The organism is Pseudoruegeria sp. SHC-113 (assembly GCF_025376885.1).
Taxonomy (GTDB): Bacteria; Pseudomonadota; Alphaproteobacteria; order Rhodobacterales; family Rhodobacteraceae; genus Pseudoruegeria.
In genome coordinates this window covers 87,734-108,046 of sequence record NZ_JAHUBR010000004.1, presented here as the reverse complement: position 1 = coordinate 108,046, position 20,313 = coordinate 87,734, and the positions used below count along the sequence as shown (strand labels likewise).

The window sequence follows — 20,313 nt, the reverse complement described above, 5'->3', positions numbered from 1 at the left end:
CAGTGTGGCAGAGTTGATTCTGGTCCGGCATGGGCAGGCCAACAGCACCGCACAGGATGCGGAAAGCTACGACAACCTCTCACCCCTTGGCATCGAGCAGGGCCGCTGGCTGGGCGAAGCGCTGCAGCAGGGGGCGCTACCGTTTTCCCATACCGTCTGCGGCACCCTGCGCCGCCACCACCAGACGGCGGCGGCGATGGGGCAGGATCTGCGCGCCACCGATCCGCGGCTGGATGAATTTGATTACTTCGGCCTCGCCCAGCAGATGCAGGCCGAGCACGGCATCGCCATGCCGCAGGATGGCGCGGGCTTTGCCGCCCATGTGCCGGTGCTGCTGGATCACTGGCAGCGCCGTGCGCTTTCCGATGTGGCCGAGAGCTTTAACGCGTTCGAGACCCGCGTGGCCGAGGCGCTCAACGCCCATACGGCGGACGGCGGGCGCGTGCTGCTTGTCACCTCGGGCGGTGTCATCTCCATGGCGCTGCGCCTCGTACTGGGGCTTGATCTGGCGGCGACGGGCAAGATCATGCTTCAGGTGATGAACTCGTCCCTGCACCGGATCGAGCGCATTCACGGCCAGATGATGCTGGCACAGTTCAACGCCACGCCGCATCTCGATGCGCCCGAGCGCGCCCATGCGCGCACTTTCGTATAAGGAGCAGCCATGATGCAGCTTTACTACGCCCCCGGAACCGTCGCCGTGGCCTCGGCCATCGCGATGGAGGAAGCCGGGATCGCCTACGAGCCGGTGCTGGTGGATTTCACCACCGGTGCACAGATGAAACCGGCCTACCACGCGGTGAACCCGAAAGGCCGGGTGCCGACGCTGGCCACGGATCAGGGGCTGCTCACCGAGACGGGGGCCATTCTTGAGTATATCGCCGCGCTTGCGCCCGAGGCCGGGTTGATGCCCACCGATCCGTGGCACGCCGCCCAAACACGCGCGCTGATGCATTACCTCGGCAACACGATGCATGTGGCCCATGCCCACAAGATGCGCGGCCACCGCTGGGCCGATCAGGACAGCTCCTTCGCGGACATGACGGCCAAGGTGCCGCAGACCATGGCCGAATGCTGCGCCTATCTGGAAGGCCATGTGCTGACCGGCGGCCCCTTCGCCCTGGGCGAGAGCTTCACGCTGGCCGATACCTGGCTCTACACCATCTGCCGCTGGCTTGCGGGGGACAGCGTGGACATCACCGCCTACCCCAAGCTCGCCCGCCATTTCGAAACCATCGCCGCGCGCCCCTCGGTGGCGCGGATCCGGGAACGGGGGATCATCACATGACGCATCTTTGGGTCCGGGCCGAGCAACGCCCGAATGAGGAACGCGTGGGCCTGACAGCAGACGGTGCAAAGGCGCTGATCGCGGCGGGTATTCGCGTGACGGTCGAGGAAAGCTCCGTGCGCGCGCTGCCGCTGCAGCCCTATATCGATGCGGGCTGCGAGATTGCGCCGGAAAACAGCTGGCCCGAGGCCCCGCGCGACGCGATCATCTTCGGCCTGAAGGAACTGCCCGAGGACGGCACCCCCCTGCCCCACCGCCACATCATGTTCGGCCATGCCTTCAAGGGCCAGCATTCCGGCAAGGCGCTACTGGAGCGCTTCAAGGCCGGAGGCGGCACGCTCTATGATCTGGAATACCTTGTGGACGAAGCCGGGCGGCGCGTGGCGGCCTTTGGCTACTGGGCAGGCTATGCGGGCGCGGCTGTGACCCTGAAATGCTGGGCCGCCCAGCAGCGCGGCGAGATCTGCGGCCCCGTGGGCGTCTACGCCAGCAAGGATGCCCTGCTCGCCGATCTGGGCGCGGAGCTTGCCGCCACCGGCGCAGACAAACCCACTGCCATCGTCATCGGCGCGCTGGGGCGCGTGGGCACCGGCGCGAGCGATCTGCTGGAGGCCATGGGCGTTTCCGTAACCCGCTGGGACATGGCCGAGACGGCCTCGGGTGGGCCCTTCCCGGAAATCCTTGCTCATGATCTGTTCCTGAACTGCATCTTCGCCCGCCCCGGCACGCCGGTGTTTGTCCCACGTGAGGCATTGCTGGCCGAACGCCGCCTCACCGCCGTGGGCGATGTGGCCTGCGATCCGGACAGCGATTACAACCCGATCCCCGTCTATGACCGCGCCACCAGCTGGGCCGCGCCCGCGCTGCGCGTGGCCGAGAACCCGGTGCTCGACGTGATGGCGATCGACAACCTGCCCTCGCTGCTCCCAGCCGAATCCAGCGAAGATTACGCCGCCCAGCTTCTGCCCTCCCTCCTCACGCTCGATGCGCTGGATGCAGGCGTCTGGCACCGCGCGGCGGCGGAATTTGAAACCCACATCAAAGCACTCTGAAGGAGGCAGCCATGACAATCCATTGGTGCGGCACCGGCCTTTCCGCCATCCCCGGCCTGCGCAGGCTTCTGGAAGCCGGGCAGGACGTAACCGTCTGGAACCGCACGACGGAAAAAGCGCAGGCGGCTGTGGGCGATCTGGCGCAAGACATCCGCGCCTACACGCCGGAAGCCATCGCCGATGCGGTGCAGCCGGGCGACGTCGTTGTCTCCATGCTGCCGGGCGATCAGCACGTGCCGCTCGCCACGCTCTGCCTTGAGAAAGGCGCGCATTTCGTGTCCTCAAGCTACATCGCCCCGGAGATGCGCGCGCTGGACGATGCCGCCCGCGAGAAGGGCCTGCGCTTCGTCAATGAGGTCGGCCTTGATCCCGGCATCGATCACCTCATGGCCCATTGGCTGGTGGCCGACTACCGGGCCAGCGCTGCCTTTGACGCGGGCAACACGCTCTCCTTCATCTCCTACTGCGGCGGTGTGCCGAAGGAAGCCAACGCCTTTCGCTACAAGTTCAGCTGGTCGCCCCTTGGCGTGCTGAAGGCGCTGCGCTCGCCCTCGCGCTCCATCCGCGATTTCGCGCCGCTGGACGTGGCCCGCCCGTGGGATGCGATCAGCAGCTACACCGCGCCACTGCCCACACCCGAAGTCTTCGAAGTCTACCCCAACCGCGATTCCCTGCCCTTCATGGCCGATTACGGTTTCGAGCCCGACTGGCAGGTGAAGGAATTCGTGCGCGGCACCCTGCGGCTGAACGGCTGGGCCGAGGCCTGGGGCGGCGTGTTTTCCGAGATCGAAACGCTGCAAGGCCCCGAAGGCGACGCCCGCCTGAAAGAGATGAGCGATCAGTTCTGGGCCGAGAACGCCTATGACGCAGGCGAGCCCGACCGCGTCGTGCTTTGCGTGGCGCTGAAGGCCGAGAAGGACGGCGTGCCCGTCTACCACAAGAGCTACGTGATGGACGCCTGGGGCGATGCGCGCGGCACCGCCATGGCGCGGCTTGTGAGTGTGCCCGTGGCGCTGGCCATCGAGGCCGTGCTGGCCCGCGAGATCCCCGCCGGTGTCAGCGCCGCGCCCGCCGATCCCCGGCTCGTGGCGCGCTGGATGGGGGAAATCGGCGCCCTCGCCCAGCACCTGCAGATCGTCGATCATAGCTGATATGCACCGGGAAGGGGCCACGCACCGGCCCCTTCCCTTGACTCCCCCGCCCCAAGCCCGTAAGCGAACCCGCAAACCCCGGAAGTCGGTCAAGCTTCCGGTCCCTTGAGTCGTTTCAGGGATCGCCCCCCGTCAGCGCGTCGCGCCCACGGGGGCCATTGGCATATGGAGCGTCGCACCTTAACTGGTGGGGCAAAGATCAGCGCGAAGGGCTTTTAGGAGGGCCGAGGCATGTTTGAAAATCTGAGCGAACGCCTTTCCGGCGTCTTTGACCGCCTGACCAAACAGGGCGCCCTCTCCGACGAGGACGTGAAAACCGCCCTGCGCGAAGTGCGCGTGGCGCTGCTCGAGGCCGACGTCTCCCTCCCCGTGGCGCGCGATTTCGTCAAGGCGGTGCAGGAGAAGGCCACCGGCCAGTCCGTCACCAAATCGGTGACGCCGGGCCAGCAGGTGGTGAAGATCGTCCATGACGAGCTGCGCCATGTTCTGGCCGGTGACAACGCCGAGCCGGGCGAGTTGAAGATCGACAACGCCCCCGCCCCGATCCTCATGGTCGGCTTGCAGGGCTCCGGTAAGACAACCACGACGGGCAAGCTCGCCAAGCGGCTGAAAGAGAAGAACGGCAAGCGGGTGCTGATGGCCTCGCTCGACATCTACCGCCCCGCCGCCATGGATCAGCTCGCCGTGCTCGGCACCCAGATCGGCGTGGACACGCTGCCGATCGTGAAGGGCCAGAGCGCCGTGGACATCGCCAAGCGCGCCAAGCAGCAAGCGACGATGGGCGGTTATGACGTCTACCTGCTCGACACCGCCGGCCGCCTGCACATCGACGACACGCTGATGGGCGAAGTGGAGGCCGTGCGCAACGTTGTCTCCCCGCGCGAAACGCTGCTGGTGGTCGATGGCCTGACCGGTCAGGACGCCGTGAACGTGGCCGAGAACTTCGATGAGAAGATCGGCATCTCCGGCGTTGTGCTGACCCGGATGGACGGCGACGGCCGTGGCGGTGCCGCGCTTTCGATGCGCGCCGTCACCGGCAAGCCGATCAAATTCGTCGGCCTCGGCGAGAAGATGGACGCGCTCGAAACCTTCGAGCCGGACCGGATCGCGGGCCGTATCCTCGGCATGGGCGACATCGTCGCGCTCGTTGAGAAGGCACAGGAAGTCGTGGAGGCCGAACAGGCCGAGCGCATGATGAAGCGGTTCCAGAAGGGGCGTTTCAACATGAACGACATGAAGACCCAGCTGGAGCAGATGCAGCAGATGGGCGGCATGGAAGGCGTGATGTCCATGCTTCCCGGCATGGGCAAGATGGCCAAGCAGGTGCAGGACGCGGGCTTTGACGACAAGACGATCACCCGCCAGATCGCCATGATCCAGTCCATGACGAAGGTGGAACGCGCCAACCCGCAGATCCTGCAGGCGAGCCGCAAGAAGCGCATCGCCGCCGGTTCGGGCATGGATGTCTCCGATCTGAACAAGCTTCTGAAGATGCAGCGCCAGATGGCGGACATGATGAAGAAGATGGGCAAGATGGGCAAAGGCGGCATGCTCAAACAGGCCATGAAAGGCATGATGGGCAAGGGCGGCATGCCCGATGTGGACCCCTCGCAGATGGACCCGAAGGCGCTGGAAGCGGCGGCGAAAGCCATGGGCAAAGGCGGCCTTCCTGGTGGCATGCCCGGCGGGCTTCCCGGCCTAGGTGGCGGCAGCCTGCCCCCCGGCCTCTCCGGCTTCGGGAAGAAGAAATAAGTGACCGTCGCGCCCACCATAACCTCCGAGCGGCTGACCCTGCGCCCGTTTCGGCTGTCGGATTTCTCCGACTACGCCGCGTTTCTGGCGTCGGACCGCGCGCGGCATATGGGTGGGCCCCACGGGCAGGAGAAAGCCTGGAGCTGGTTCTGCAACGACATCGCCCATTGGCCGCTTTTCGGCTTCGGCGGGCTGATCATCGAGGACAGTGTGGGCCGCCGCCTTGGGCAGGTCGCCGTGACCAAAGGCCTTGAGTTCCCCGACGCACAGCTCGGCTGGTTCCTGTTTGACGGCCATGAAGGCAAGGGCTTTGCCGGCGAGGCCGCACTGGCCCTGCGCCGCTGGATCTATGCCAACACCGGGCTGAAATCGCTCGTCTCCTATATCGACCGCGCCAACCGCGCCTCGATCGCGCTGGCCGAGCGCATGGGCGCGGAGCTGGATGAAACAGCCGCCACGCCCAAGGGCGCGCCCTGTTTCGTCTTCCGCCATCCCTGCGCGCAGGAGGTGCTCGTATGACCTCCGCCCCGATCATCGAAACAGGCTCCATCCGCCTGCGCCCCTATCGCATGAGCGATCTGGAGCCGCTGTGGGAGTTCTTCCAATCCCCCCGCGCCGCCTATGTGGATGGCCCCGCCAACCGCACGCATCTCTGGTATGGTTTCGCATCCGAGGCCGGAAGCTGGGGACTTCTGGGTCAGGGCGGCTGGTCCATCGAAACCGCCGACGGCGCGCTGGCCGGGCAGGTTGCAGTCACGCAGCCGCCGCGCTTCCCCGAACGCGAGATTGGCTGGATCCTGTTTGACGGCTTTGAAGGGCGTGGCATCGCCTATGCCGCCGCCAAGGCCGCGCGCGACTGGGCCTTTGACACCCTCGAAGGCTGCGACACGCTCGTCAGCTATATCGACCCGAAAAACACCCGCTCCATCGCGCTCGCCAATCGGCTGGGCGCGACCCATGATCCGCAGGCCGTGCTGCCCGAGGGCGAGACGGCCGCGGAGACCGTTGTCTACCGGCACCGGAGGGCTGCGTGATGGCCGCAACAATCGCCCCCGCCACGCTGCCGACGCCGGGCAAAGCTTTCGCGCAGGCCGCACAAGCCGCCCTGCCTGTGCTGCAGACGCCGCGCCTTGCGCTGCGCGCGCCGAGCCTGCCCGATTTCGCGCTGTTCGCCGAGCTTGTGGCCAGCCAGCGCTCTGTCTATTTCGGCGGCCCGATGAGCGAGGCCGAGGCCTGGGAAGATTTCGCCAACTACTGCGCCGGTTGGCTGCTGCGCGGCGATGGCGTGTTCACGATCACCCGCACGGGCGAGACCATCGGCTTCATCTTCGCTGGCTGCGAGCCGGGCGATGAGGCGCTGGAACTGGGCTTCCTGCTTTCTGCGCAAGCCGAGGGCAAGGGCTACGCCTTTGAAGCCGCACGAGCCGCTCTCGAACACCTCTTCACGCTCGGCGCCGATCCGGTGGTGAGCTACATCGAAGCCGCCAACACGCGCGCCCGCGCGCTGGCCGAACGGCTGGGCGGCGTACTGGTTGAGCAGCGCGAAAGCGGCACCTGCACCTATCGCTACAACCCCGATGATGCCGACGGCAGCCCGGAGGCCTACGCATGAGCCAGTCCCTAGAAAACGAGGCCGAAATGTCTGATCCCGTCGCCCGCGCCGCCACCCTGCTGAAAGGGCACCGCGAAAGCATCGACCGGCTCGATGCCATCCTCGTCTACACGCTGGGCGAGCGCTTCAAACACACGCAGGCCGTGGGAAAACTCAAGGCCGAACACGATCTTCCGCCCTCCGATCCGGCCCGCGAGGCCAAGCAGATCGAGCGGCTCGAAGCCCTGGCAACCGAGGCCGACCTCGACCCGGAATTCGCCAAAGCCTTCCTGAACTTCATCATCGCTGAGGTAATTCAGCACCACATGAAGCACCAGGATTAACCCTACCTGAGGCCCCCGCCTCACCCGCCATTCAAAGGAGATTGAACAATGGCAATGAAGATCCGTCTGGCCCGTGGTGGCTCCAAGAAACGCCCCTTCTACCGCGTTGTGGCTGCTGACAGCCGCATGCCGCGCGATGGCCGTTTCATCGAGAAACTCGGCGTCTACAACCCGCTGCTGCCGAAAGACAGCGAAGAGCGCGTGAAACTGGACATCGAGAAAATCCAGGCCTGGCTCGACAAAGGCGCCCAGCCGACCGACCGTGTGGCCCGCATGCTGGAAGCTGCCGGTGTTGTCGCCAAGACAGAGCGCTCCAACCCGAAGAAAGCCAAGCCGGGCAAGAAAGCCGTTGAGCGCGCTGAAGAGAAAGCCGCCAAGGCCGCTGCTGCTGCCGAAGCTTCCGAAGAAGCTGCTTCCGAGTAATCGGATCACACCGGTTGCCCCGGATGGCGCAGTTCTCTGAACGCTTCCGCGCGGAGTTCGACCAGCTCATGCGGTGGCGGCGGGATGTCCGCCGCTTCCGCACTGATCCCGTGGAGGGCGCTTTGCTCGATCGTTGCCTGGCAACCTTCGCGCTGGCGCCCTCTGTCGGTTTGAGCGAGCCGTGGCGGATCATCCGGGTGCAATCGGCCACCGCGCGCGCCGCCACGCTGGCCAATTTCGAGGCCGCCAACAGCGAAGCGCTCGCGGGATACGGGGGCGAGAAAGCGCAGCTTTACGCGGGCCTCAAGCTTTCGGGCATGCGCGATGCGCCGGTGCAGATCGCGGTCTTTTGCGACGAGGCCACCGAGAAGGGCGCAGGGCTCGGCGCGGGCACCATGCCCGAGATGCGCCGCTATTCGGTTGTGAGCGCGATCACCCAGTTCTGGCTCGCTGCGCGGGCCGAGGGGTTGGGCGTGGGCTGGGTCTCGATCCTTGACCCGGCGCAGCTGGCCCGCGATCTCGCGGTGCCTGACAGCTGGGCGCTGGTCGGCTATCTTTGCATCGGCTGGCCGGAAGACGAGGGCGAGCAGCCCGAGCTGGAGGCCGCAGGCTGGGAAAGCCGCGCGGCCACGCTGGCGATTGAAACACGATAGATCTGCAGGCAGGAAACACAGGCCATGAGCGATCAGAAAATCTGCGTAGGCGCGATTGCGGGCGCCTTTGGCGTGCAGGGCGAGGTGCGGCTAAAAAGCTTCTGCGCCGAGCCTTCGGACATCGCCGAATACGGCCCCTTGAGCACCGAGGACGGCAGCCAGCGCTTCACCGTCACCATCACCCGCCCCGTGAAGAACGGCTTTGCCGCGCGGCTGGGCGGCGTTGCCACCAAGGAAGAGGCCGATGCGCTGAAGGGCGTGCAGCTCTACGCCGATCGTGACGCCCTGCCCGATCTGCCGGACGACGAATACTACCACACCGATCTGATCGGCCTCACCGTGCTTGATACCGGCGGCACGGAGCTTGGCAAGGTGATCAACGTGCTCAACCACGGCGCGTCCGATCTGCTGGAACTCAAACCGGCGGGCGTGGCCGAGAGCGTGCTGCTGCCCTTCACGCTGGCCGTGGTGCCCACCGTGGATCTGGAAAGGGGGCGCATCATCGCCGATCCGCCCGAGGGGCTGTTTGACGATGAGTGATGCCCCCAACCGCTCCCACGGGCGGCTGTCGATCAAGGCCTCGCTCGCCACGGTGCGCAAGCCGCGCGACCTGATGGAAGAGCACCTGAACCTCAACGCCGCCTTTCGGGCCAAGATCGTGACGCTGTTTCCTGAAGCCTTCCCCGGCGTGCTCGGCCAATCACTGACGGGTCGCGCGCTGAAAGAGGGCAAATGGGCGCTCGACACGATTGCCCTGCGCGATTTCGGCACCGGCAAGCACAAGAACGTCGATGACACCCCCGCCGGCGGCGGCGCGGGCATGGTGCTGCGCCCCGATGTGGTGGGCAATGCGCTCGCCGTAGCCGCGCGCGGCACGCCGCAGGATCGCGCGCTCTGGCCGGTGGTTTACCTCAGCCCGCGCGGGCGGCGCTTTGATCAGGCAATGGCCCGCCGCTTTGCCGCCGGGGCCGGGATCACCCTGCTCTGCGGCCGCTTTGAAGGCGTGGACGAGCGCGTGCTGGAGCATTTCGAGGTGGAAGAGGTCTCGCTCGGGGATTTCGTACTCACCGGTGGTGAAATCGCCGCGCAGGCGCTGCTCGATGCCACCGTGCGCCTGCTGCCCGGCGTGCTGGGCAACGAGGAAAGCACCGAGGAAGAGAGCCATTCCAACGGCTTGCTCGAACACCCGCAATACACCCGCCCCGCCGAATGGCAGGGCCGTGCCATCCCCGAGGTGCTGATGAGCGGCCATCACGGCAAGATCGCAGACTGGCGGCGCGCCATGAGCGAGGCGCTCACCAAGGAGCGCCGCCCCGATCTCTGGGAAAAGCACAGCAAGGGCTGAGGCCGCAGCAGCCCCAGCTTTGCCCGCAAACCCCTTGCACCCAAGGCCAACCTGCCCTAAACACCGCCCGTCCGGGGCTCGCATGAGTCGTCCGGGCTCGTTGTGCATAGCACACCCGCTTTCTTCAGCCGGGCGAGGCAGCCACAGCGAGGCACCAAAGAAACGCAGACTTACCTCTGGCGGGCGCGAAAGCGGACCCGGTGAAGATACAGAGCTCTGAGGCGGCACCAACTTCGTGGAAAAACCACGAGCAGATATGGAGAAGGTCAGATGGATCTGATCGCACAGCTCGAGGCGGAACAAATCGCCTCCCTCGGGAAATCCATTCCCGATTTCAAAGCCGGTGACACCGTGCGCGTCGGCTTCAAGGTGACGGAAGGTTCCCGCACCCGTGTGCAGATGTACGAAGGCGTCTGCATTTCCCGCAAGAACGGCTCCGGCATCGCCGGTTCCTTCACCGTCCGCAAGATTTCCTTCGGCGAAGGCGTGGAACGTGTGTTCCCGCTCTACTCCACCAACATCGACAGCATCGAAGTTGTGCGTCGTGGTAAAGTGCGCCGCGCCAAGCTGTACTACCTGCGCTCCCGTCGCGGCAAATCCGCCCGTATCGCAGAAGTCACCAACTACAAGCCGAAGGCTGCGGCCACCGGCGCAGACGCGTAAGGACACAGGTCATGAAAAAAGATCTGCACCCCGATTACCACTTCATCGACGTCAAGCTGACCGACGGCTCCGTCATCCAGATGCGCTCCACCTGGGGCAAGGAAGGCGACCAGATCGCGCTGGACATCGATCCTTCCGTGCACCCGGCCTGGACCGGCGGCACCTCCAAACTGATGGACACCGGCGGCCGCGTGTCCAAGTTCAAGAAGAAATACGAAGGCCTCGGCTTCTAAGCCCTGCCCCTTCGGATTTACGGAAAACGCCGCCCTCACCGGGGCGGCGTTTTTCTTTGGTGGATACAAAGCCTCAAGGCCCCTGCACTTTTTCCGCCGCCGCGTAAGCGGTGGCGACGCGTCCGCCCGCCCCATGGCGGGCGCGTTCCGCGCCCACCCGTGCGGACGCTTGCACTCCACCACTGGCGTGGCGCCGGGCAAAAACCTCGGGGTTCGTTTCTGGTTTTCCCTGAGGCGCTCAGCCCTCCCAGCCACCAATCACAGCATCCACCTCGATCTCCACCAGCCATTCCGGGTTCACGAAGCGGGTGATTGCCATGATCGTATCCACGGGCCGCGCCTCCCGGCAGTAGGCCTTGCGCGCCTCGATGGCGGGCTTCCAGTTGTCGATGTCGGTGAGGATCACCCGCGTGCGCACGATGTCCCCCAGCCCGGCCCCGGCCTGCGCGAGCGCGGCCTCGATGATCTCGAAACAGCGCGTTGTCTGGGCGAAAACGTCTCCCACCCCTACTGTTTTGCCCTCCGCATCCACCGGCGCGGTGCCGCCCACCGCAATGTAAGGGCCCACTTTCACCGCGCGGCTGAAGCCGACGATTTCCTCCATCGGATTCCCGTTGGACACGAGTTGCCTGTCATAGCCCATGGCGCTTCTCCCTGTTGGCTGCCGTGGGGTATGGTGCCACCGGGAAAGGCGTTCGTCTCGCAAAAAAGGCGCACCCGGCCATATGACCCGGTGCGCCCCCTTTTTAGCCCTGCCGCGCGCTACGCGGCAGGGGTTTTCATTGGCGATACTACTTAGCGAACTTGCGGATTTCCCCGCTCTTCAGCCGCGCCGTATAAGAACCAAGCTCGGCCCGCACCACCTTCATCAGGAAGTAGAGCGCGATGATGTTGACCACCGCCATGGCGAAGATCGCCGCGTCGGAGAAGTCGATCACCGGGCCAAGGCTTGCGGCTGCGCCGATCACCACGAAGACGCAGAAGATCAACTTGAAGATCAGCTCCGTCGTCTTGCCTTCGCCGAAAAGGTAGGTCCAGGCCTTGAGGCCGTAGTAGGACCAGGAGATCATCGTCGAGAAGGCAAAGAGCACCACGGCCACGGCCAGCACATAGGGGAACCAGCCGATGGAGGCCCCGAAGGCTGCCGAGGTGAGCGCGACGCCGGTGTTGCCGTCCACGGTGGCGATATGCCCCCCGTCGAGCAGGAAGCGCCCGGTTTCCGCATCCATCATCAACTGCCCCGAGATCGTGATCACGAGGGCTGTCATGGTGCAGATGATCACGGTGTCGATCAGCGGCTCCAGCAGGGAAACGAAGCCTTCGGTGATCGGCTCGTTGGTACGCACCGCTGAGTGGGCGATGGCGGCAGAGCCCACGCCGGCCTCGTTGGAGAAGGCCGCCCGCTTGAAGCCCTGGATCAGCGCACCGACCATGCCGCCGGCCACGCCGAGTCCGGTGAAGGCCCCTGCAAAGATCTGGCCGAAGGCCCAGCCGATCTTGTCGTAGTTCACGATCAGGATGATCAGCGCCGCACCGACATAGAGGATGCCCATGAAGGGCACGACCTTTTCCGTCACCTTGGCGATGGATTTGATCCCGCCCACGATCACCGCAAAGACGATGGCCGCGAAGACAAGCCCCGTGATCCAGCCCGGATAATCGCCGACAATGCCGGAGATCTGCGCGTGGGCCTGGTTGGCCTGGAACATGTTGCCGCCGCCAAGCGCGCCGAGGATACAGAAAATCGAGAACAGCACCGCAAGGATCTTGCCGCCCGGCAGGCCCTGCTCCTTGAAGCCCTTGGAGATGTAGTACATCGGGCCACCGGAGACGGAACCGTCGGGGTATTCATTGCGGTATTTCACGCCGAGCGTACATTCGGTGAATTTCGACGCCATGCCCAGAAGGCCCGCGAGGATCATCCAGAAGGTCGCGCCCGGGCCGCCGATGCCCACGGCCACGGCCACGCCGGCGATGTTGCCAAGGCCGACAGTGCCCGAAAGTGCGGTGGCGAGCGCCTGGAAGTGGCTCACTTCACCGGCATCGTTCGGGTCGGCATAATCGCCCTTCACCAGTTGCACCGAGTGGCGGAAGTAGCGGAACTGCACGAAGCCGAAGTAGAGCGTGAACACGGAAGCCGCAATCACCAGCCACATCACGATCCACGGAAAGCTCGTGCCCGGAATGGGGGCGAAGATCAGGCTCACGAAGGGCCCGGTGGCGGCGGCGAAGGCCGCGTTGACCTTGGCATCGAGGCTCATTGCCTCCTGCGCGGCCAGCGGGGCCGCAAACAGGCTGCCCGCCGCGGCGGGGATCAGGTATTTCTGCATGGTCATTCCCTCCCTCAGACCACGGTGACCGGCACGTCGGCCAGCATCACGAGCTTCTGCGTGGCACTCCCGAACACGCGGGTGGCAAGGCTGCGGGCAGAGGCCCGGCCCACGATGATCTGGGTGGCGCCCTTGTCCACGGCGATGGCGTTCAGCACCTCGGCCACATCGCCATGGCGCACCACCCCCGTTGCCGCGAAGCCCGCTGCTGTCAGCGAGGCCACGGCCGGATCCACCACACGTTCCCGCGCGATCTTGATTTCCTCCTCACGGCGCTTGTGCCGCTGCGCGTTTTCCTCCGGTGTCTGGAAGGAGAACGGCGACCATTCGATCACGAAAGCCACGATCAACTCGCAGCCCTCCAGTTTCGAGGCCAGATCGCGGGCGAAGGAAAGCTCACGCTCTCCATCCGCCGTGCCATCGAGGCCGACGACCAGTTTTACTGTCATTTCTTGTCCCTCTTATCTTGGTCCAGATAGCGCGGTTCAGGGGCCACCCCCTGTAATCGTGGCCCATGCACCGCATTCGGGTGTTGCCTTCCCGTAAAGGAAACTATCAGTGATTTTCCCTAGGTAAGGGCGCTAAAATGGTGGTATTTTCGGTAAAAATTCGGGAAATGGCGCAATTTTTCAGGGAAAAAGCCTAATGGGAAGAGATCTAGACAAAATTGATCGCAGCATCCTGCGGGCGCTTTCCGAGAACGGACGGCTCTCCATCGTGGAACTCGCCCAGCGCGTCAACCTCACCAATACGCCCTGCTCCGAACGCGTCCGGCGGCTGGAAAAGAGCGGCCACATCCGGGGCTACGCGGCGCTGCTGGATCTGGAGCAATTGGGCCACGGGCATCTGACGGTGGTGCAGGTTTCGCTCTCGGCCACCGGGGACGGCTCGCTCAATGCCTTCAACCGCGCGGTGAAGAACATCCCCGAGATCGAAAGCTGCGTGATGATCGCGGGCTCATTTGACTACCTGCTCACCGTGCGCACCCGCGACATGGGGCACTTCCGCAGCGTGCTGGGCGACAAGATCAATCTGCTGCCCGGCGTGCTGCAGACGAATTCTTTCGCGGTGATGGAAGTGGTCAAGGAAGCGCTGGATCAGAGCGCCTTCGTCGGCTAGCTGGCCTGTGCCGCCAGTTCCGCGGCCACCCAGTCCCATTCGGCCTCCGCCCGATCGGACCGGCGCGCGTGGCCGGCGCGGCGGAACCAGTAATCGGCGTTGAACAGATCGCCTTCCACCAGATGCGCCACCGCATGGGCCAGATCATGGGCCGGGTCGCCCTCGTGGCTCTGGCAGATCGCGTGGGCGCGCTCCCACTCCGGCCCCACGGCAAAGCCGCCCTTGCGCAGCCACCACAGCGCCTGCAGCGGCGGCGAGAGCCCTTCGGGCAAGCTGCCCGCCATATCCCACTGCGTCGGGTCGATCATGGGTCATCCTTCCAGTTGGTGATTGCGCGGCTTTCCCCTAGGATAACACCACAACGGAGGCCCTATGTCTGCAGATCAATCCGCCCAAGCCACAACCGACGTGACAATCCGCGCTGCGCTCCCGGAAGAGGCCGCCGCCCTGCAAGCCATTGCCTGCCGCGCGATGGACGCGGGCTATCGCGGCTTTCTCGGCGACAAGGCGGTGGATTACTACCTTGAGTCCGGCGCGGCGGACCGCGAGATCGCGCGCGGCATGGGCCACGCCATGGTGGCCGTCACAGGCGGTGCCGCAACAGGCTTCTCAGTGGTGCTCGACGATCTGCTGCACTTGTTGATCGTGGATCCGCCTGCCCAGCGCAGGGGCCTCGGGGCCGCGCTTCTGGGCGCGGCGGAAACCGCCATCGCGCAGGCCGGCCACGCCACCGCGCGGCTGGAAATCCACGCCGGGAACACCGCTGCCAGCGCCTTCTATGCCGCCCACGGCTGGCAGGAGGCAGGCTATCTTGCCGACCCGGACGGCTTCGCCCGCCGCCTGCGCATGGAAAAACACCTCTGATCCGCCCCAATCAGGCCCCGAATTGGGCCGCAATGCTGCGCCATCTGCGGGGCCGGAGCGCCAAAGGCGGGCGTTAGAGCCACATTTCGGCATCCTTCTTGCCTATCGTGCTTTTCACCGCTCATCGCGCAACATATAGTGGCGATGCCGATGCCTAGAGCGGCATTGGCCAAGGATTAAAGGGGACAGACGTGGCGCATATCATCGTCGTCGGCAACGAAAAGGGCGGGTCGGGCAAATCCACGACCTCCATGCATATTGCAACCGCGCTGTGCCGGATGGGGCATTTCGTTGGCGTGCTCGATCTCGACCTGCGCCAGCGCAGCTTCGGCAGCTTTGTCGAGAACCGCCGCGCCTATGCCGCCAAGCACGGGCTGGATCTGGCCACACCGGAATACGCCGATCTGCCGGAAGTGGACCGCGACAGCCTCGCGCCGGGTGAAAACATCTACGATCACCGCCTTTCTGCCGCCGTCGCCGCGCTGGAACCGGGCAGCGATTTCATCCTGATCGACTGCCCAGGCTCGCACACCCGGCTTTCTCAGGTGGCCCATTCGCTCGCCGACACGCTCGTCACCCCGATGAACGACAGTTTCATCGATTTCGACCTGCTGGCGAAGGTCGATCCGGACAGCAACAAGATCCTCGGGCCGTCCGTCTATTCCGAGATGGTGTGGAACGCGCGCCAGCTGCGCGCGCAGGCCGGGCTGCCGCCGATCGACTGGATCGTGGTGCGCAACCGGCTCGCGGCCCAGCAGATGCACAACAAGAAGAAAGTGGGCGAAGCGCTGGAGAACCTCTCCAAGCGGATCGGCTTCCGCGTGGCTTCGGGCTTTGGCGAGCGGGTGATCTTCCGCGAGCTCTTCCCGCGCGGCCTCACGCTTCTCGATCTGCGCGACATCGGCGTGCAGCAGCTCAACATCTCCAACGTCGCCGCCCGTCAGGAAGTGCGCGACCTGATGAAAGAGCTGAACCTGCCCGGCGTCACCGTGGATTTCTGAAGCATCCTCAAAGGCGCTTAGAAAAAACCCCGGCCCAAAGGCCGGGGTTTTCGTTTTTGCCGGGATCTTCCGCGGCTTAGGGCTCAACCGGCACCCATGTCTCACCGGGGTCATAAAGTTCCAGAGCCAGCCCCTCCTCAATGGAATCGTCCCCCAGATCGGCCTCCAGCACCGCGCCGTTTTCCGAAACCATGAAGCTCATGATCCCTGTGACGCCGTAGATCGCGGGCACGGCAATCAGCGCGTGGCCGGCGAGTTGATGATCATTCACCACGTAGCTCATCGCCCCGCCGGGGGCACTCTCCCCCTGACCTGAGAGCATGTGGAAAAAGTAGCCAGAGAAAGGCACCGCATCCTGATCGCCATTGTAGGTCAGGAACCCTTGCGCACTGGCGCGCGCGAAAGCATCGCCCACCACGCTGTCTGGGCCATCCCAATACAACCCGTCCTTCGCGCCCTCCTCTGAAATCAGATGGCTGGCGAAGGCATGGATCCCATCGCCATCGGGATCACGCGCCCGGTATTCCGCCTGCGCATCCACATAGGCCCGCATCGTGTCGATGATCGCCAACTCGTTCTCGCCGACACGGCGCAACAGGATTTCCTCCGCGCCGGCGTCCAGATCAAACTGATAGCCGCCATCAACCCGACGCACGATGGGCACAGGGAAGGGCCAGTCCTCCTCACCGACAACGAGAAAGGCGAGCCCGTCCGGTTGCAGCCGGAACGCGTGTTCGGCGTCATAGGCGTCAAGAAACGCTTGCCAGTTCTCCGCGCGCTGCGCCTCATCCACGTCAAGCAGCAACGCCTCGGCGCCATCGCCAAAGACAGAGAGCACGGTTTGCACATCGCCAGAGCGCAACGCGGAGGCGAGAGCCTCGGCCGCTGCGCCATGCGAGTCAAAGCTGCGCGGGGCATCGGCCTGTGCCGCGAGTGGCATCGCAGCGGTGGCAAAGATCGTCAGAAAACCTCGCATCGTCATCTCCTCCTCTTGCCAGCGCTTTTTGCGCCCCTTGCCTTCGAGACCTTCGCCTTGCTCGCCCCACCGGCCTTCGGTTTGATCGCACCGCCAGACGGTTTCTTCACCTGTGTGGGCTTCTTGATCTGGGCCGGCTTCTGCACAGCCGCCTTCGGGCGGGAGACAGCGCCCTCTCCCGTCCGGGCCTTGATGTCGCCCGGAGCCTTGCCCTGAGCCTTCCCTGCAGCCTTGCCTGCAAGGGCTCCGGCTGCAGCCCCTGCACCAGCCGCCCCGGCAGCGGACCGCAGCTGCTCGGCAGAGGCCCCCTCGCGCTGGGTGATGTCTTTCACGCCGGCTTTTTCCGAAAGCTCCTTGCGCAGGTCGTCGCCGCGGTTGGGGCCACGATCGATGGGCAGCGTCGTCGCGCCCTCCTTGCCGCGTTTCTCGGCGATCTTGTCACGCGCCTCCTGTGCGCGGTCGTCGTCCGGCTCCCAGCCGAAATCCGGGCGATTGCCGTTTCCGATGTTCACATCGCCGTCGATATCAATGTCGATGTCCGGATCCCGGATGATCGGACCGCCACCCCAGCCGCCGCAGTTGCGGCAGCCCCAGTAGTCGTTCCAATCGTCATCATCATCGAAGATCTCGTCGATCAGGATTGCGCCGCCGAAAATGAGCGCCCCGGTCAGCAGCGCATCCCCGACAGAGGAGTCATACACCGTGTTGGCATCATATTGAGGCACATAGACAACTTCCGGATCGGCCGGGGTGATCACCACCTCGTCGTCCACCGTCTCAACCGTTTGTTCGTCGGTGCTGACAAGTGCGCCCGTCTGGATCGCCTGATCGCGCAGCCGCTGGATGGAGGCCTGAACGTCCTCCGTCTGCGCCATCATCGCAGTGCCCACGGCCTCGGTCCAATCCACATGTTCCGCCATTTTGCCCAGCACATCCGGGAAGGCTTTCGCCAGCACGCCGACGCTGGCATCCCAGCCTTCCGCGTCAATCGCTTCTTCTAGCGCCTCGCCTTCCAGCGCGCTGGCCTGCACGAACCTGTCGCCCTTCACCACATCCAGCGGATAGGTTGACGCGACAAGGATCTGGATCAGCAGCGTATCGGGATAGAGCGCCACCGGGGCCATGAGCGTGTCCAGTTCCGCGCCGCTCAAGAGCGCCTCTTCCGCCGTGGCTTCTGTAGCTTCCGTGGCCTCCGTCTGGGCGAGGGACGCTCCTGCGCTCAGCGCCAAAGCCGCCAGGAAAAGCCCCAATTTCTTCAACAAATGCATGACTCGCCTCCTCCGCTTGTCATGGCCCCACTATGCAATCCGCACCGGGTTCGGGCCAGAAGTTTGTATCGCGGCGAAATCCGCGCCCGGCTATTTCCGAATTGATTGTGCCTGATGGCTGCGCTATCTCACCGGGCAAGAAACCGTTGGGGTGCCTTCGCTGGAGGGCTGAGAGATGCGGGGCATCAACCCATAGAACCTGATCCGGGCAATGCCGGCGGAGGGAACGGAGAACGCGCAAGCCGCCCCCTTTCCATCAAACCGCAGGTGACGCCCGGGCAAGCTGAAAGGCGCGCCTGATGACACCGATTGCCCTGACGATTGCCGGCTCCGACAGCGGCGGCGGTGCCGGGATTCAGGCCGATCTGAAAGCCATGAGCGCGCTTGGGGTGTACGGGGCTTCCGTGATCACCGCCGTCACCGCCCAGAACACCCGCGCCGTGACGGCCGTGCAGGGGATCGACCTGCCGGTGATCTCCGCCCAGATCGAGGCGGTGCTCTCGGATCTCGCAGTGGATGCGGTGAAGATCGGCATGCTCGCCACGCCCGAGATCATCGCCACCGTTGCGGACGGGCTGAAGGGCTTCAAAGGCCCCATCGTGCTCGATCCGGTGATGGTGGCGAAATCCGGCGACAGCCTGCTGCAGGAGGATGCCGTGGCCGCGCTGATCGAACGGCTCCTTCCCATGGCCACCGTACTCACCCCCAACCTGCCCGAGGCCGCGCGGCTTCTGGGCCAGTCCGAGGCCGAAAGCCGCGCCGCGATGGCCGCGCAGGGCGAAGCGCTGCTGGCGCTCGGGGCGGAGGCCGTTCTGATGAAGGGCGGCCATGCGAAAGGCGCGGTCTGCGAGGATCTGCTGATCACCGAGGACGCCCCGCCGCTGGTGCTCACGGCCCCGCGCGCGGAAACCCAGAACACCCACGGCACCGGCTGCACGCTCTCCTCCTCCATCGCCGCCGAACTGGCGAAAGGGGCCGATCTTACCGCCGCCGTCGTGGCCGCCCACGGCTACCTGCAGGCCGCAATTGCTGCGGCAGACGATCTGCAGATCGGGTCCGGCCACGGCCCGGTGCATCATTTCCACGCCCAATGGCCCGTCTATGGCTGAGCTGCGCATCCTTGGCGCCGGCATCGCCGGGCTCTGCATGGCCACGGAACTGGCCGCGCGCGGGATCGATTTCGCGCTGGTGGACAAGGAGCCTAGCCCCGGCCCCCATGCCTGCAGCTGGTGGGCGGGCGGCATGCTTGCGCCGTGGTGCGAAGGCGAAAGCGCGGAAGAGCCCGTGGTGCGGCTCGGCGCGCAGTCCATCGGCTGGTGGCAGCAGCACACCGGGCTTGTGGAGACGCAAGGCTCGCTCGTGGTGGCGCTGGGGCGCGATCTGAAGGAGCTGGACCGTTTCGCCCGCCGCACGGAAAATTTCGAACGGCTGGACGCGGCCCAGATCGACGCGCTGGAACCGGACCTCGCCGGCCGCTTCCGCGCCGCGCTCTACTTCCCACAGGAAGCCCACCTGAGCCCCCGCGCCGCGCTCGAAACGCTGTCGGGCAACCTCGCCGCCAAGGGCATCGCAGTGCAGCCGCAGGCCGAGGCCGCCACCACAATAGATTGCCGGGGCCTTTCGGCGCGCGACGCGCTCACCGACCTGCGCGGCGTGAAGGGCGAGATGCTGATCCTGCGCTGCCCCGATGTGCAGCTTTCGCGCCCCGTGCGCCTGCTGCACCCGCGCATCCCACTTTACATCGTGCCGCGCGGCGATGGCGTCTACATGCTCGGCGCAACGATGATCGAGGCGGGCGAGCGTGGCCGGATCACCGCGCGCTCGCTTCTGGAAATGCTGAGTGCCGCCTACGCGCTGCACCCGGCCTTCGGCGAGGCGGAGGTATTGGAAATCGGCGTCGATGCGCGCCCCGCTTTCCCCGACAACCTGCCGCGCATCCGCCGCCGCAGCGATACGATCTATGCAAACGGGCTTTACCGCCACGGCTTCCTGCTCGCGCCTGCGCTGGCACGGATGGTGGCCGACATGCTTGAAACGGGCGCGCGCCCGGAGGTGATGGATGAAGATTACGCTTAACGGCGAACGCCGCGAGACAGAGGCCACAACGCTGGCCGAGCTGCTGGCCGAAATCGGCCTCGCCGAGGCCAAGGTGGCCACAGCCGTAAACGAGGCTTTCGTGGCAGCCCCCGCCCGTGCCGACCATGCTTTGGACGCCGGCGACCGCATCGAGGTGCTCGCCCCGATGCAGGGGGGCTGAATG

27 protein-coding genes and 1 riboswitch are annotated in these 20,313 nt (G+C 65.3%); of the genes, 21 read left to right on the top strand and 6 right to left on the bottom strand.

All coding sequences use genetic code 11. From position 1 onward, the window contains the following. Positions 1 to 4 precede the first annotated feature (4 nt). The 15 genes from KVX96_RS17985 (at position 5) to rpmE (ending at position 10,495) form a co-directional block, all read left to right on the top strand. Positions 5 to 655 (top strand): histidine phosphatase family protein, encoded by a 651-nt coding sequence (locus KVX96_RS17985; RefSeq protein ID WP_261196179.1) that lies wholly within the window; start codon positions 5 to 7, stop codon positions 653 to 655. Between the two features lie 12 nt (positions 656 to 667). Further along, the gene (locus KVX96_RS17980) at positions 668 to 1,288 is read left to right on the top strand and encodes a glutathione S-transferase family protein (RefSeq protein ID WP_261196295.1); all 621 of its coding nucleotides are present in this window, start codon (positions 668 to 670) and stop codon (positions 1,286 to 1,288) included. Then, positions 1,285 to 2,340, top strand: a complete 1,056-nt coding sequence (locus tag KVX96_RS17975; protein ID WP_261196177.1) for a saccharopine dehydrogenase — start codon at positions 1,285 to 1,287, stop codon at positions 2,338 to 2,340. The genes KVX96_RS17980 and KVX96_RS17975 overlap by 4 nt, the downstream gene beginning before the upstream one ends. Positions 2,341 to 2,351: 11 nt before the next feature. Further along, positions 2,352 to 3,491: a saccharopine dehydrogenase family protein gene (locus KVX96_RS17970; RefSeq protein WP_261196176.1), complete on the top strand. Its 1,140-nt coding sequence runs from the start codon at positions 2,352 to 2,354 to the stop codon at positions 3,489 to 3,491. A 231-nt stretch (positions 3,492 to 3,722) separates the two neighbouring features. Beyond that, the gene (gene ffh, locus KVX96_RS17965) at positions 3,723 to 5,243 is read left to right on the top strand and encodes a signal recognition particle protein (protein WP_261196175.1); all 1,521 of its coding nucleotides are present in this window, start codon (positions 3,723 to 3,725) and stop codon (positions 5,241 to 5,243) included. Next, entirely contained in the window at positions 5,244 to 5,762 is a 519-nt protein-coding gene (locus KVX96_RS17960) for a GNAT family N-acetyltransferase (protein ID WP_261196174.1), read from the top strand. After that, entirely contained in the window at positions 5,759 to 6,277 is a 519-nt protein-coding gene (locus KVX96_RS17955) for a GNAT family N-acetyltransferase (RefSeq protein WP_261196173.1), read from the top strand. The genes KVX96_RS17960 and KVX96_RS17955 overlap by 4 nt, the downstream gene beginning before the upstream one ends. Next, a complete protein-coding gene (locus KVX96_RS17950; protein ID WP_261196172.1) occupies positions 6,277 to 6,855 on the top strand; it encodes a GNAT family N-acetyltransferase in 579 nt (192 codons plus the stop codon). The genes KVX96_RS17955 and KVX96_RS17950 overlap by 1 nt, the downstream gene beginning before the upstream one ends. A gap of 26 nt (positions 6,856 to 6,881) precedes the next feature. Continuing rightward, positions 6,882 to 7,178, top strand: a complete 297-nt coding sequence (locus KVX96_RS17945; protein ID WP_261196294.1) for a chorismate mutase — start codon at positions 6,882 to 6,884, stop codon at positions 7,176 to 7,178. A 48-nt stretch (positions 7,179 to 7,226) separates the two neighbouring features. Continuing rightward, entirely contained in the window at positions 7,227 to 7,601 is a 375-nt protein-coding gene (gene rpsP, locus KVX96_RS17940) for a 30S ribosomal protein S16 (RefSeq protein WP_261196171.1), read from the top strand. A 23-nt stretch (positions 7,602 to 7,624) separates the two neighbouring features. Then, positions 7,625 to 8,254, top strand: a complete 630-nt coding sequence (bluB, locus tag KVX96_RS17935; RefSeq protein WP_261196170.1) for a 5,6-dimethylbenzimidazole synthase — start codon at positions 7,625 to 7,627, stop codon at positions 8,252 to 8,254. Positions 8,255 to 8,278: 24 nt separating this feature from the next. Further along, positions 8,279 to 8,794, top strand: coding sequence for a ribosome maturation factor RimM (rimM, locus tag KVX96_RS17930; protein WP_261196169.1), 516 nt, complete (start codon positions 8,279 to 8,281; stop codon positions 8,792 to 8,794). Beyond that, positions 8,787 to 9,599, top strand: a complete 813-nt coding sequence (trmD, locus tag KVX96_RS17925) for a tRNA (guanosine(37)-N1)-methyltransferase TrmD (protein WP_261196168.1) — start codon at positions 8,787 to 8,789, stop codon at positions 9,597 to 9,599. Before rimM ends, trmD begins: the two co-directional genes overlap by 8 nt. Before the next feature lie 270 nt (positions 9,600 to 9,869). Further along, on the top strand, positions 9,870 to 10,262 hold the full coding sequence (gene rplS, locus KVX96_RS17920) for a 50S ribosomal protein L19 (protein WP_261196166.1): 393 nt from the start codon (positions 9,870 to 9,872) through the stop codon (positions 10,260 to 10,262). A gap of 11 nt (positions 10,263 to 10,273) precedes the next feature. Beyond that, entirely contained in the window at positions 10,274 to 10,495 is a 222-nt protein-coding gene (gene rpmE / locus KVX96_RS17915; protein ID WP_261196165.1) for a 50S ribosomal protein L31, read from the top strand. Positions 10,496 to 10,733: 238 nt separating this feature from the next. Here the strand turns inward: rpmE and KVX96_RS17910 are convergent, their stop codons facing one another. The 3 genes from KVX96_RS17910 to KVX96_RS17900 all read right to left on the bottom strand — a co-directional run bounded on the left by KVX96_RS17910 (position 10,734) and on the right by KVX96_RS17900 (position 13,274). After that, positions 10,734 to 11,138, bottom strand: a complete 405-nt coding sequence (locus KVX96_RS17910; RefSeq protein WP_261196164.1) for a Rid family hydrolase — start codon at positions 11,136 to 11,138, stop codon at positions 10,734 to 10,736. A gap of 148 nt (positions 11,139 to 11,286) precedes the next feature. After that, a complete protein-coding gene (locus KVX96_RS17905; protein WP_409977139.1) occupies positions 11,287 to 12,831 on the bottom strand; it encodes an alanine/glycine:cation symporter family protein in 1,545 nt (514 codons plus the stop codon). An 8-nt stretch (positions 12,832 to 12,839) separates the two neighbouring features. Continuing rightward, complete coding sequence (locus tag KVX96_RS17900; protein ID WP_261196163.1) at positions 12,840 to 13,274, bottom strand: universal stress protein; 435 nt, start codon at positions 13,272 to 13,274, stop codon at positions 12,840 to 12,842. A gap of 196 nt (positions 13,275 to 13,470) precedes the next feature. On the opposite strand from KVX96_RS17900, the gene KVX96_RS17895 reads away from it, so the two are divergent. Further along, positions 13,471 to 13,944, top strand: coding sequence for an Lrp/AsnC family transcriptional regulator (locus tag KVX96_RS17895; protein WP_261196162.1), 474 nt, complete (start codon positions 13,471 to 13,473; stop codon positions 13,942 to 13,944). On the opposite strand, the gene KVX96_RS17890 is transcribed toward KVX96_RS17895, so the two are convergent. Next, the gene (locus KVX96_RS17890) at positions 13,941 to 14,252 is read right to left on the bottom strand and encodes a hypothetical protein (RefSeq protein WP_261196161.1); all 312 of its coding nucleotides are present in this window, start codon (positions 14,250 to 14,252) and stop codon (positions 13,941 to 13,943) included. The genes KVX96_RS17895 and KVX96_RS17890 overlap by 4 nt on opposite strands. Before the next feature lie 64 nt (positions 14,253 to 14,316). On the opposite strand from KVX96_RS17890, the gene KVX96_RS17885 reads away from it, so the two are divergent. Together KVX96_RS17885 and KVX96_RS17880 are read left to right on the top strand one after the other, a co-directional pair. Then, entirely contained in the window at positions 14,317 to 14,808 is a 492-nt protein-coding gene (locus KVX96_RS17885; RefSeq protein ID WP_261196160.1) for a GNAT family N-acetyltransferase, read from the top strand. Between the two features lie 191 nt (positions 14,809 to 14,999). Further along, the gene (locus KVX96_RS17880) at positions 15,000 to 15,809 is read left to right on the top strand and encodes a division plane positioning ATPase MipZ (protein WP_261196159.1); all 810 of its coding nucleotides are present in this window, start codon (positions 15,000 to 15,002) and stop codon (positions 15,807 to 15,809) included. Between the two features lie 76 nt (positions 15,810 to 15,885). Here KVX96_RS17880 and KVX96_RS17875 read toward each other — a convergent pair whose 3' ends face one another. Next, complete coding sequence (locus KVX96_RS17875) at positions 15,886 to 16,785, bottom strand: DUF2950 domain-containing protein (protein WP_261196158.1); 900 nt, start codon at positions 16,783 to 16,785, stop codon at positions 15,886 to 15,888. 2 nt (positions 16,786 to 16,787) lie between these two features. Continuing rightward, a complete protein-coding gene (locus KVX96_RS17870) occupies positions 16,788 to 18,053 on the bottom strand; it encodes a DUF3300 domain-containing protein (protein ID WP_261196157.1) in 1,266 nt (421 codons plus the stop codon). 137 nt (positions 18,054 to 18,190) lie between these two features. Next, a riboswitch (TPP riboswitch) is annotated at positions 18,191 to 18,296 on the top strand. Between the two features lie 56 nt (positions 18,297 to 18,352). Here KVX96_RS17870 and thiD point away from each other — a divergent pair. From thiD to thiS, 3 genes are read left to right on the top strand one after another with little or no spacing between them, the layout of a single operon-like run. Further along, a complete protein-coding gene (thiD, locus tag KVX96_RS17865; protein WP_261196156.1) occupies positions 18,353 to 19,162 on the top strand; it encodes a bifunctional hydroxymethylpyrimidine kinase/phosphomethylpyrimidine kinase in 810 nt (269 codons plus the stop codon). Then, positions 19,155 to 20,129, top strand: a complete 975-nt coding sequence (gene thiO / locus KVX96_RS17860; RefSeq protein WP_261196155.1) for a glycine oxidase ThiO — start codon at positions 19,155 to 19,157, stop codon at positions 20,127 to 20,129. The genes thiD and thiO overlap by 8 nt, the downstream gene beginning before the upstream one ends. Next, a complete protein-coding gene (thiS, locus tag KVX96_RS17855) occupies positions 20,113 to 20,310 on the top strand; it encodes a sulfur carrier protein ThiS (RefSeq protein WP_261196154.1) in 198 nt (65 codons plus the stop codon). Before thiO ends, thiS begins: the two co-directional genes overlap by 17 nt. Positions 20,311 to 20,313: the final 3 nt, after the last annotated feature.

What these genes read in the sequence shown, in the direction of transcription:
- thiO (WP_261196155.1), top strand. Translation starts at nt 19,155, where the DNA reads ATGGCTGAGCTGCGCATCCTTGGCGCCGGCATCGCCGGGCTCTGCATG.
- rimM (WP_261196169.1), top strand. Translation starts at nt 8,279, where the DNA reads ATGAGCGATCAGAAAATCTGCGTAGGCGCGATTGCGGGCGCCTTTGGC.
- KVX96_RS17910 (WP_261196164.1), bottom strand. Translation starts at nt 11,138, where the DNA reads ATGGGCTATGACAGGCAACTCGTGTCCAACGGGAATCCGATGGAGGAA.
- KVX96_RS17975 (WP_261196177.1), top strand. Translation starts at nt 1,285, where the DNA reads ATGACGCATCTTTGGGTCCGGGCCGAGCAACGCCCGAATGAGGAACGC.
- KVX96_RS17895 (WP_261196162.1), top strand. Translation starts at nt 13,471, where the DNA reads ATGGGAAGAGATCTAGACAAAATTGATCGCAGCATCCTGCGGGCGCTT.
- rpmE (WP_261196165.1), top strand. Translation starts at nt 10,274, where the DNA reads ATGAAAAAAGATCTGCACCCCGATTACCACTTCATCGACGTCAAGCTG.
- KVX96_RS17955 (WP_261196173.1), top strand. Translation starts at nt 5,759, where the DNA reads ATGACCTCCGCCCCGATCATCGAAACAGGCTCCATCCGCCTGCGCCCC.
- KVX96_RS17885 (WP_261196160.1), top strand. Translation starts at nt 14,317, where the DNA reads ATGTCTGCAGATCAATCCGCCCAAGCCACAACCGACGTGACAATCCGC.
- KVX96_RS17970 (WP_261196176.1), top strand. Translation starts at nt 2,352, where the DNA reads ATGACAATCCATTGGTGCGGCACCGGCCTTTCCGCCATCCCCGGCCTG.
- KVX96_RS17905 (WP_409977139.1), bottom strand. Translation starts at nt 12,831, where the DNA reads ATGACCATGCAGAAATACCTGATCCCCGCCGCGGCGGGCAGCCTGTTT.
- KVX96_RS17980 (WP_261196295.1), top strand. Translation starts at nt 668, where the DNA reads ATGCAGCTTTACTACGCCCCCGGAACCGTCGCCGTGGCCTCGGCCATC.
- KVX96_RS17900 (WP_261196163.1), bottom strand. Translation starts at nt 13,274, where the DNA reads ATGACAGTAAAACTGGTCGTCGGCCTCGATGGCACGGCGGATGGAGAG.
- KVX96_RS17950 (WP_261196172.1), top strand. Translation starts at nt 6,277, where the DNA reads ATGGCCGCAACAATCGCCCCCGCCACGCTGCCGACGCCGGGCAAAGCT.
- rplS (WP_261196166.1), top strand. Translation starts at nt 9,870, where the DNA reads ATGGATCTGATCGCACAGCTCGAGGCGGAACAAATCGCCTCCCTCGGG.
- thiS (WP_261196154.1), top strand. Translation starts at nt 20,113, where the DNA reads ATGAAGATTACGCTTAACGGCGAACGCCGCGAGACAGAGGCCACAACG.
- ffh (WP_261196175.1), top strand. Translation starts at nt 3,723, where the DNA reads ATGTTTGAAAATCTGAGCGAACGCCTTTCCGGCGTCTTTGACCGCCTG.
- KVX96_RS17945 (WP_261196294.1), top strand. Translation starts at nt 6,882, where the DNA reads ATGTCTGATCCCGTCGCCCGCGCCGCCACCCTGCTGAAAGGGCACCGC.
- thiD (WP_261196156.1), top strand. Translation starts at nt 18,353, where the DNA reads ATGACACCGATTGCCCTGACGATTGCCGGCTCCGACAGCGGCGGCGGT.
- trmD (WP_261196168.1), top strand. Translation starts at nt 8,787, where the DNA reads ATGAGTGATGCCCCCAACCGCTCCCACGGGCGGCTGTCGATCAAGGCC.
- rpsP (WP_261196171.1), top strand. Translation starts at nt 7,227, where the DNA reads ATGGCAATGAAGATCCGTCTGGCCCGTGGTGGCTCCAAGAAACGCCCC.
- KVX96_RS17870 (WP_261196157.1), bottom strand. Translation starts at nt 18,053, where the DNA reads ATGCATTTGTTGAAGAAATTGGGGCTTTTCCTGGCGGCTTTGGCGCTG.
- bluB (WP_261196170.1), top strand. Translation starts at nt 7,625, where the DNA reads ATGGCGCAGTTCTCTGAACGCTTCCGCGCGGAGTTCGACCAGCTCATG.
- KVX96_RS17890 (WP_261196161.1), bottom strand. Translation starts at nt 14,252, where the DNA reads ATGATCGACCCGACGCAGTGGGATATGGCGGGCAGCTTGCCCGAAGGG.
- KVX96_RS17875 (WP_261196158.1), bottom strand. Translation starts at nt 16,785, where the DNA reads ATGCGAGGTTTTCTGACGATCTTTGCCACCGCTGCGATGCCACTCGCG.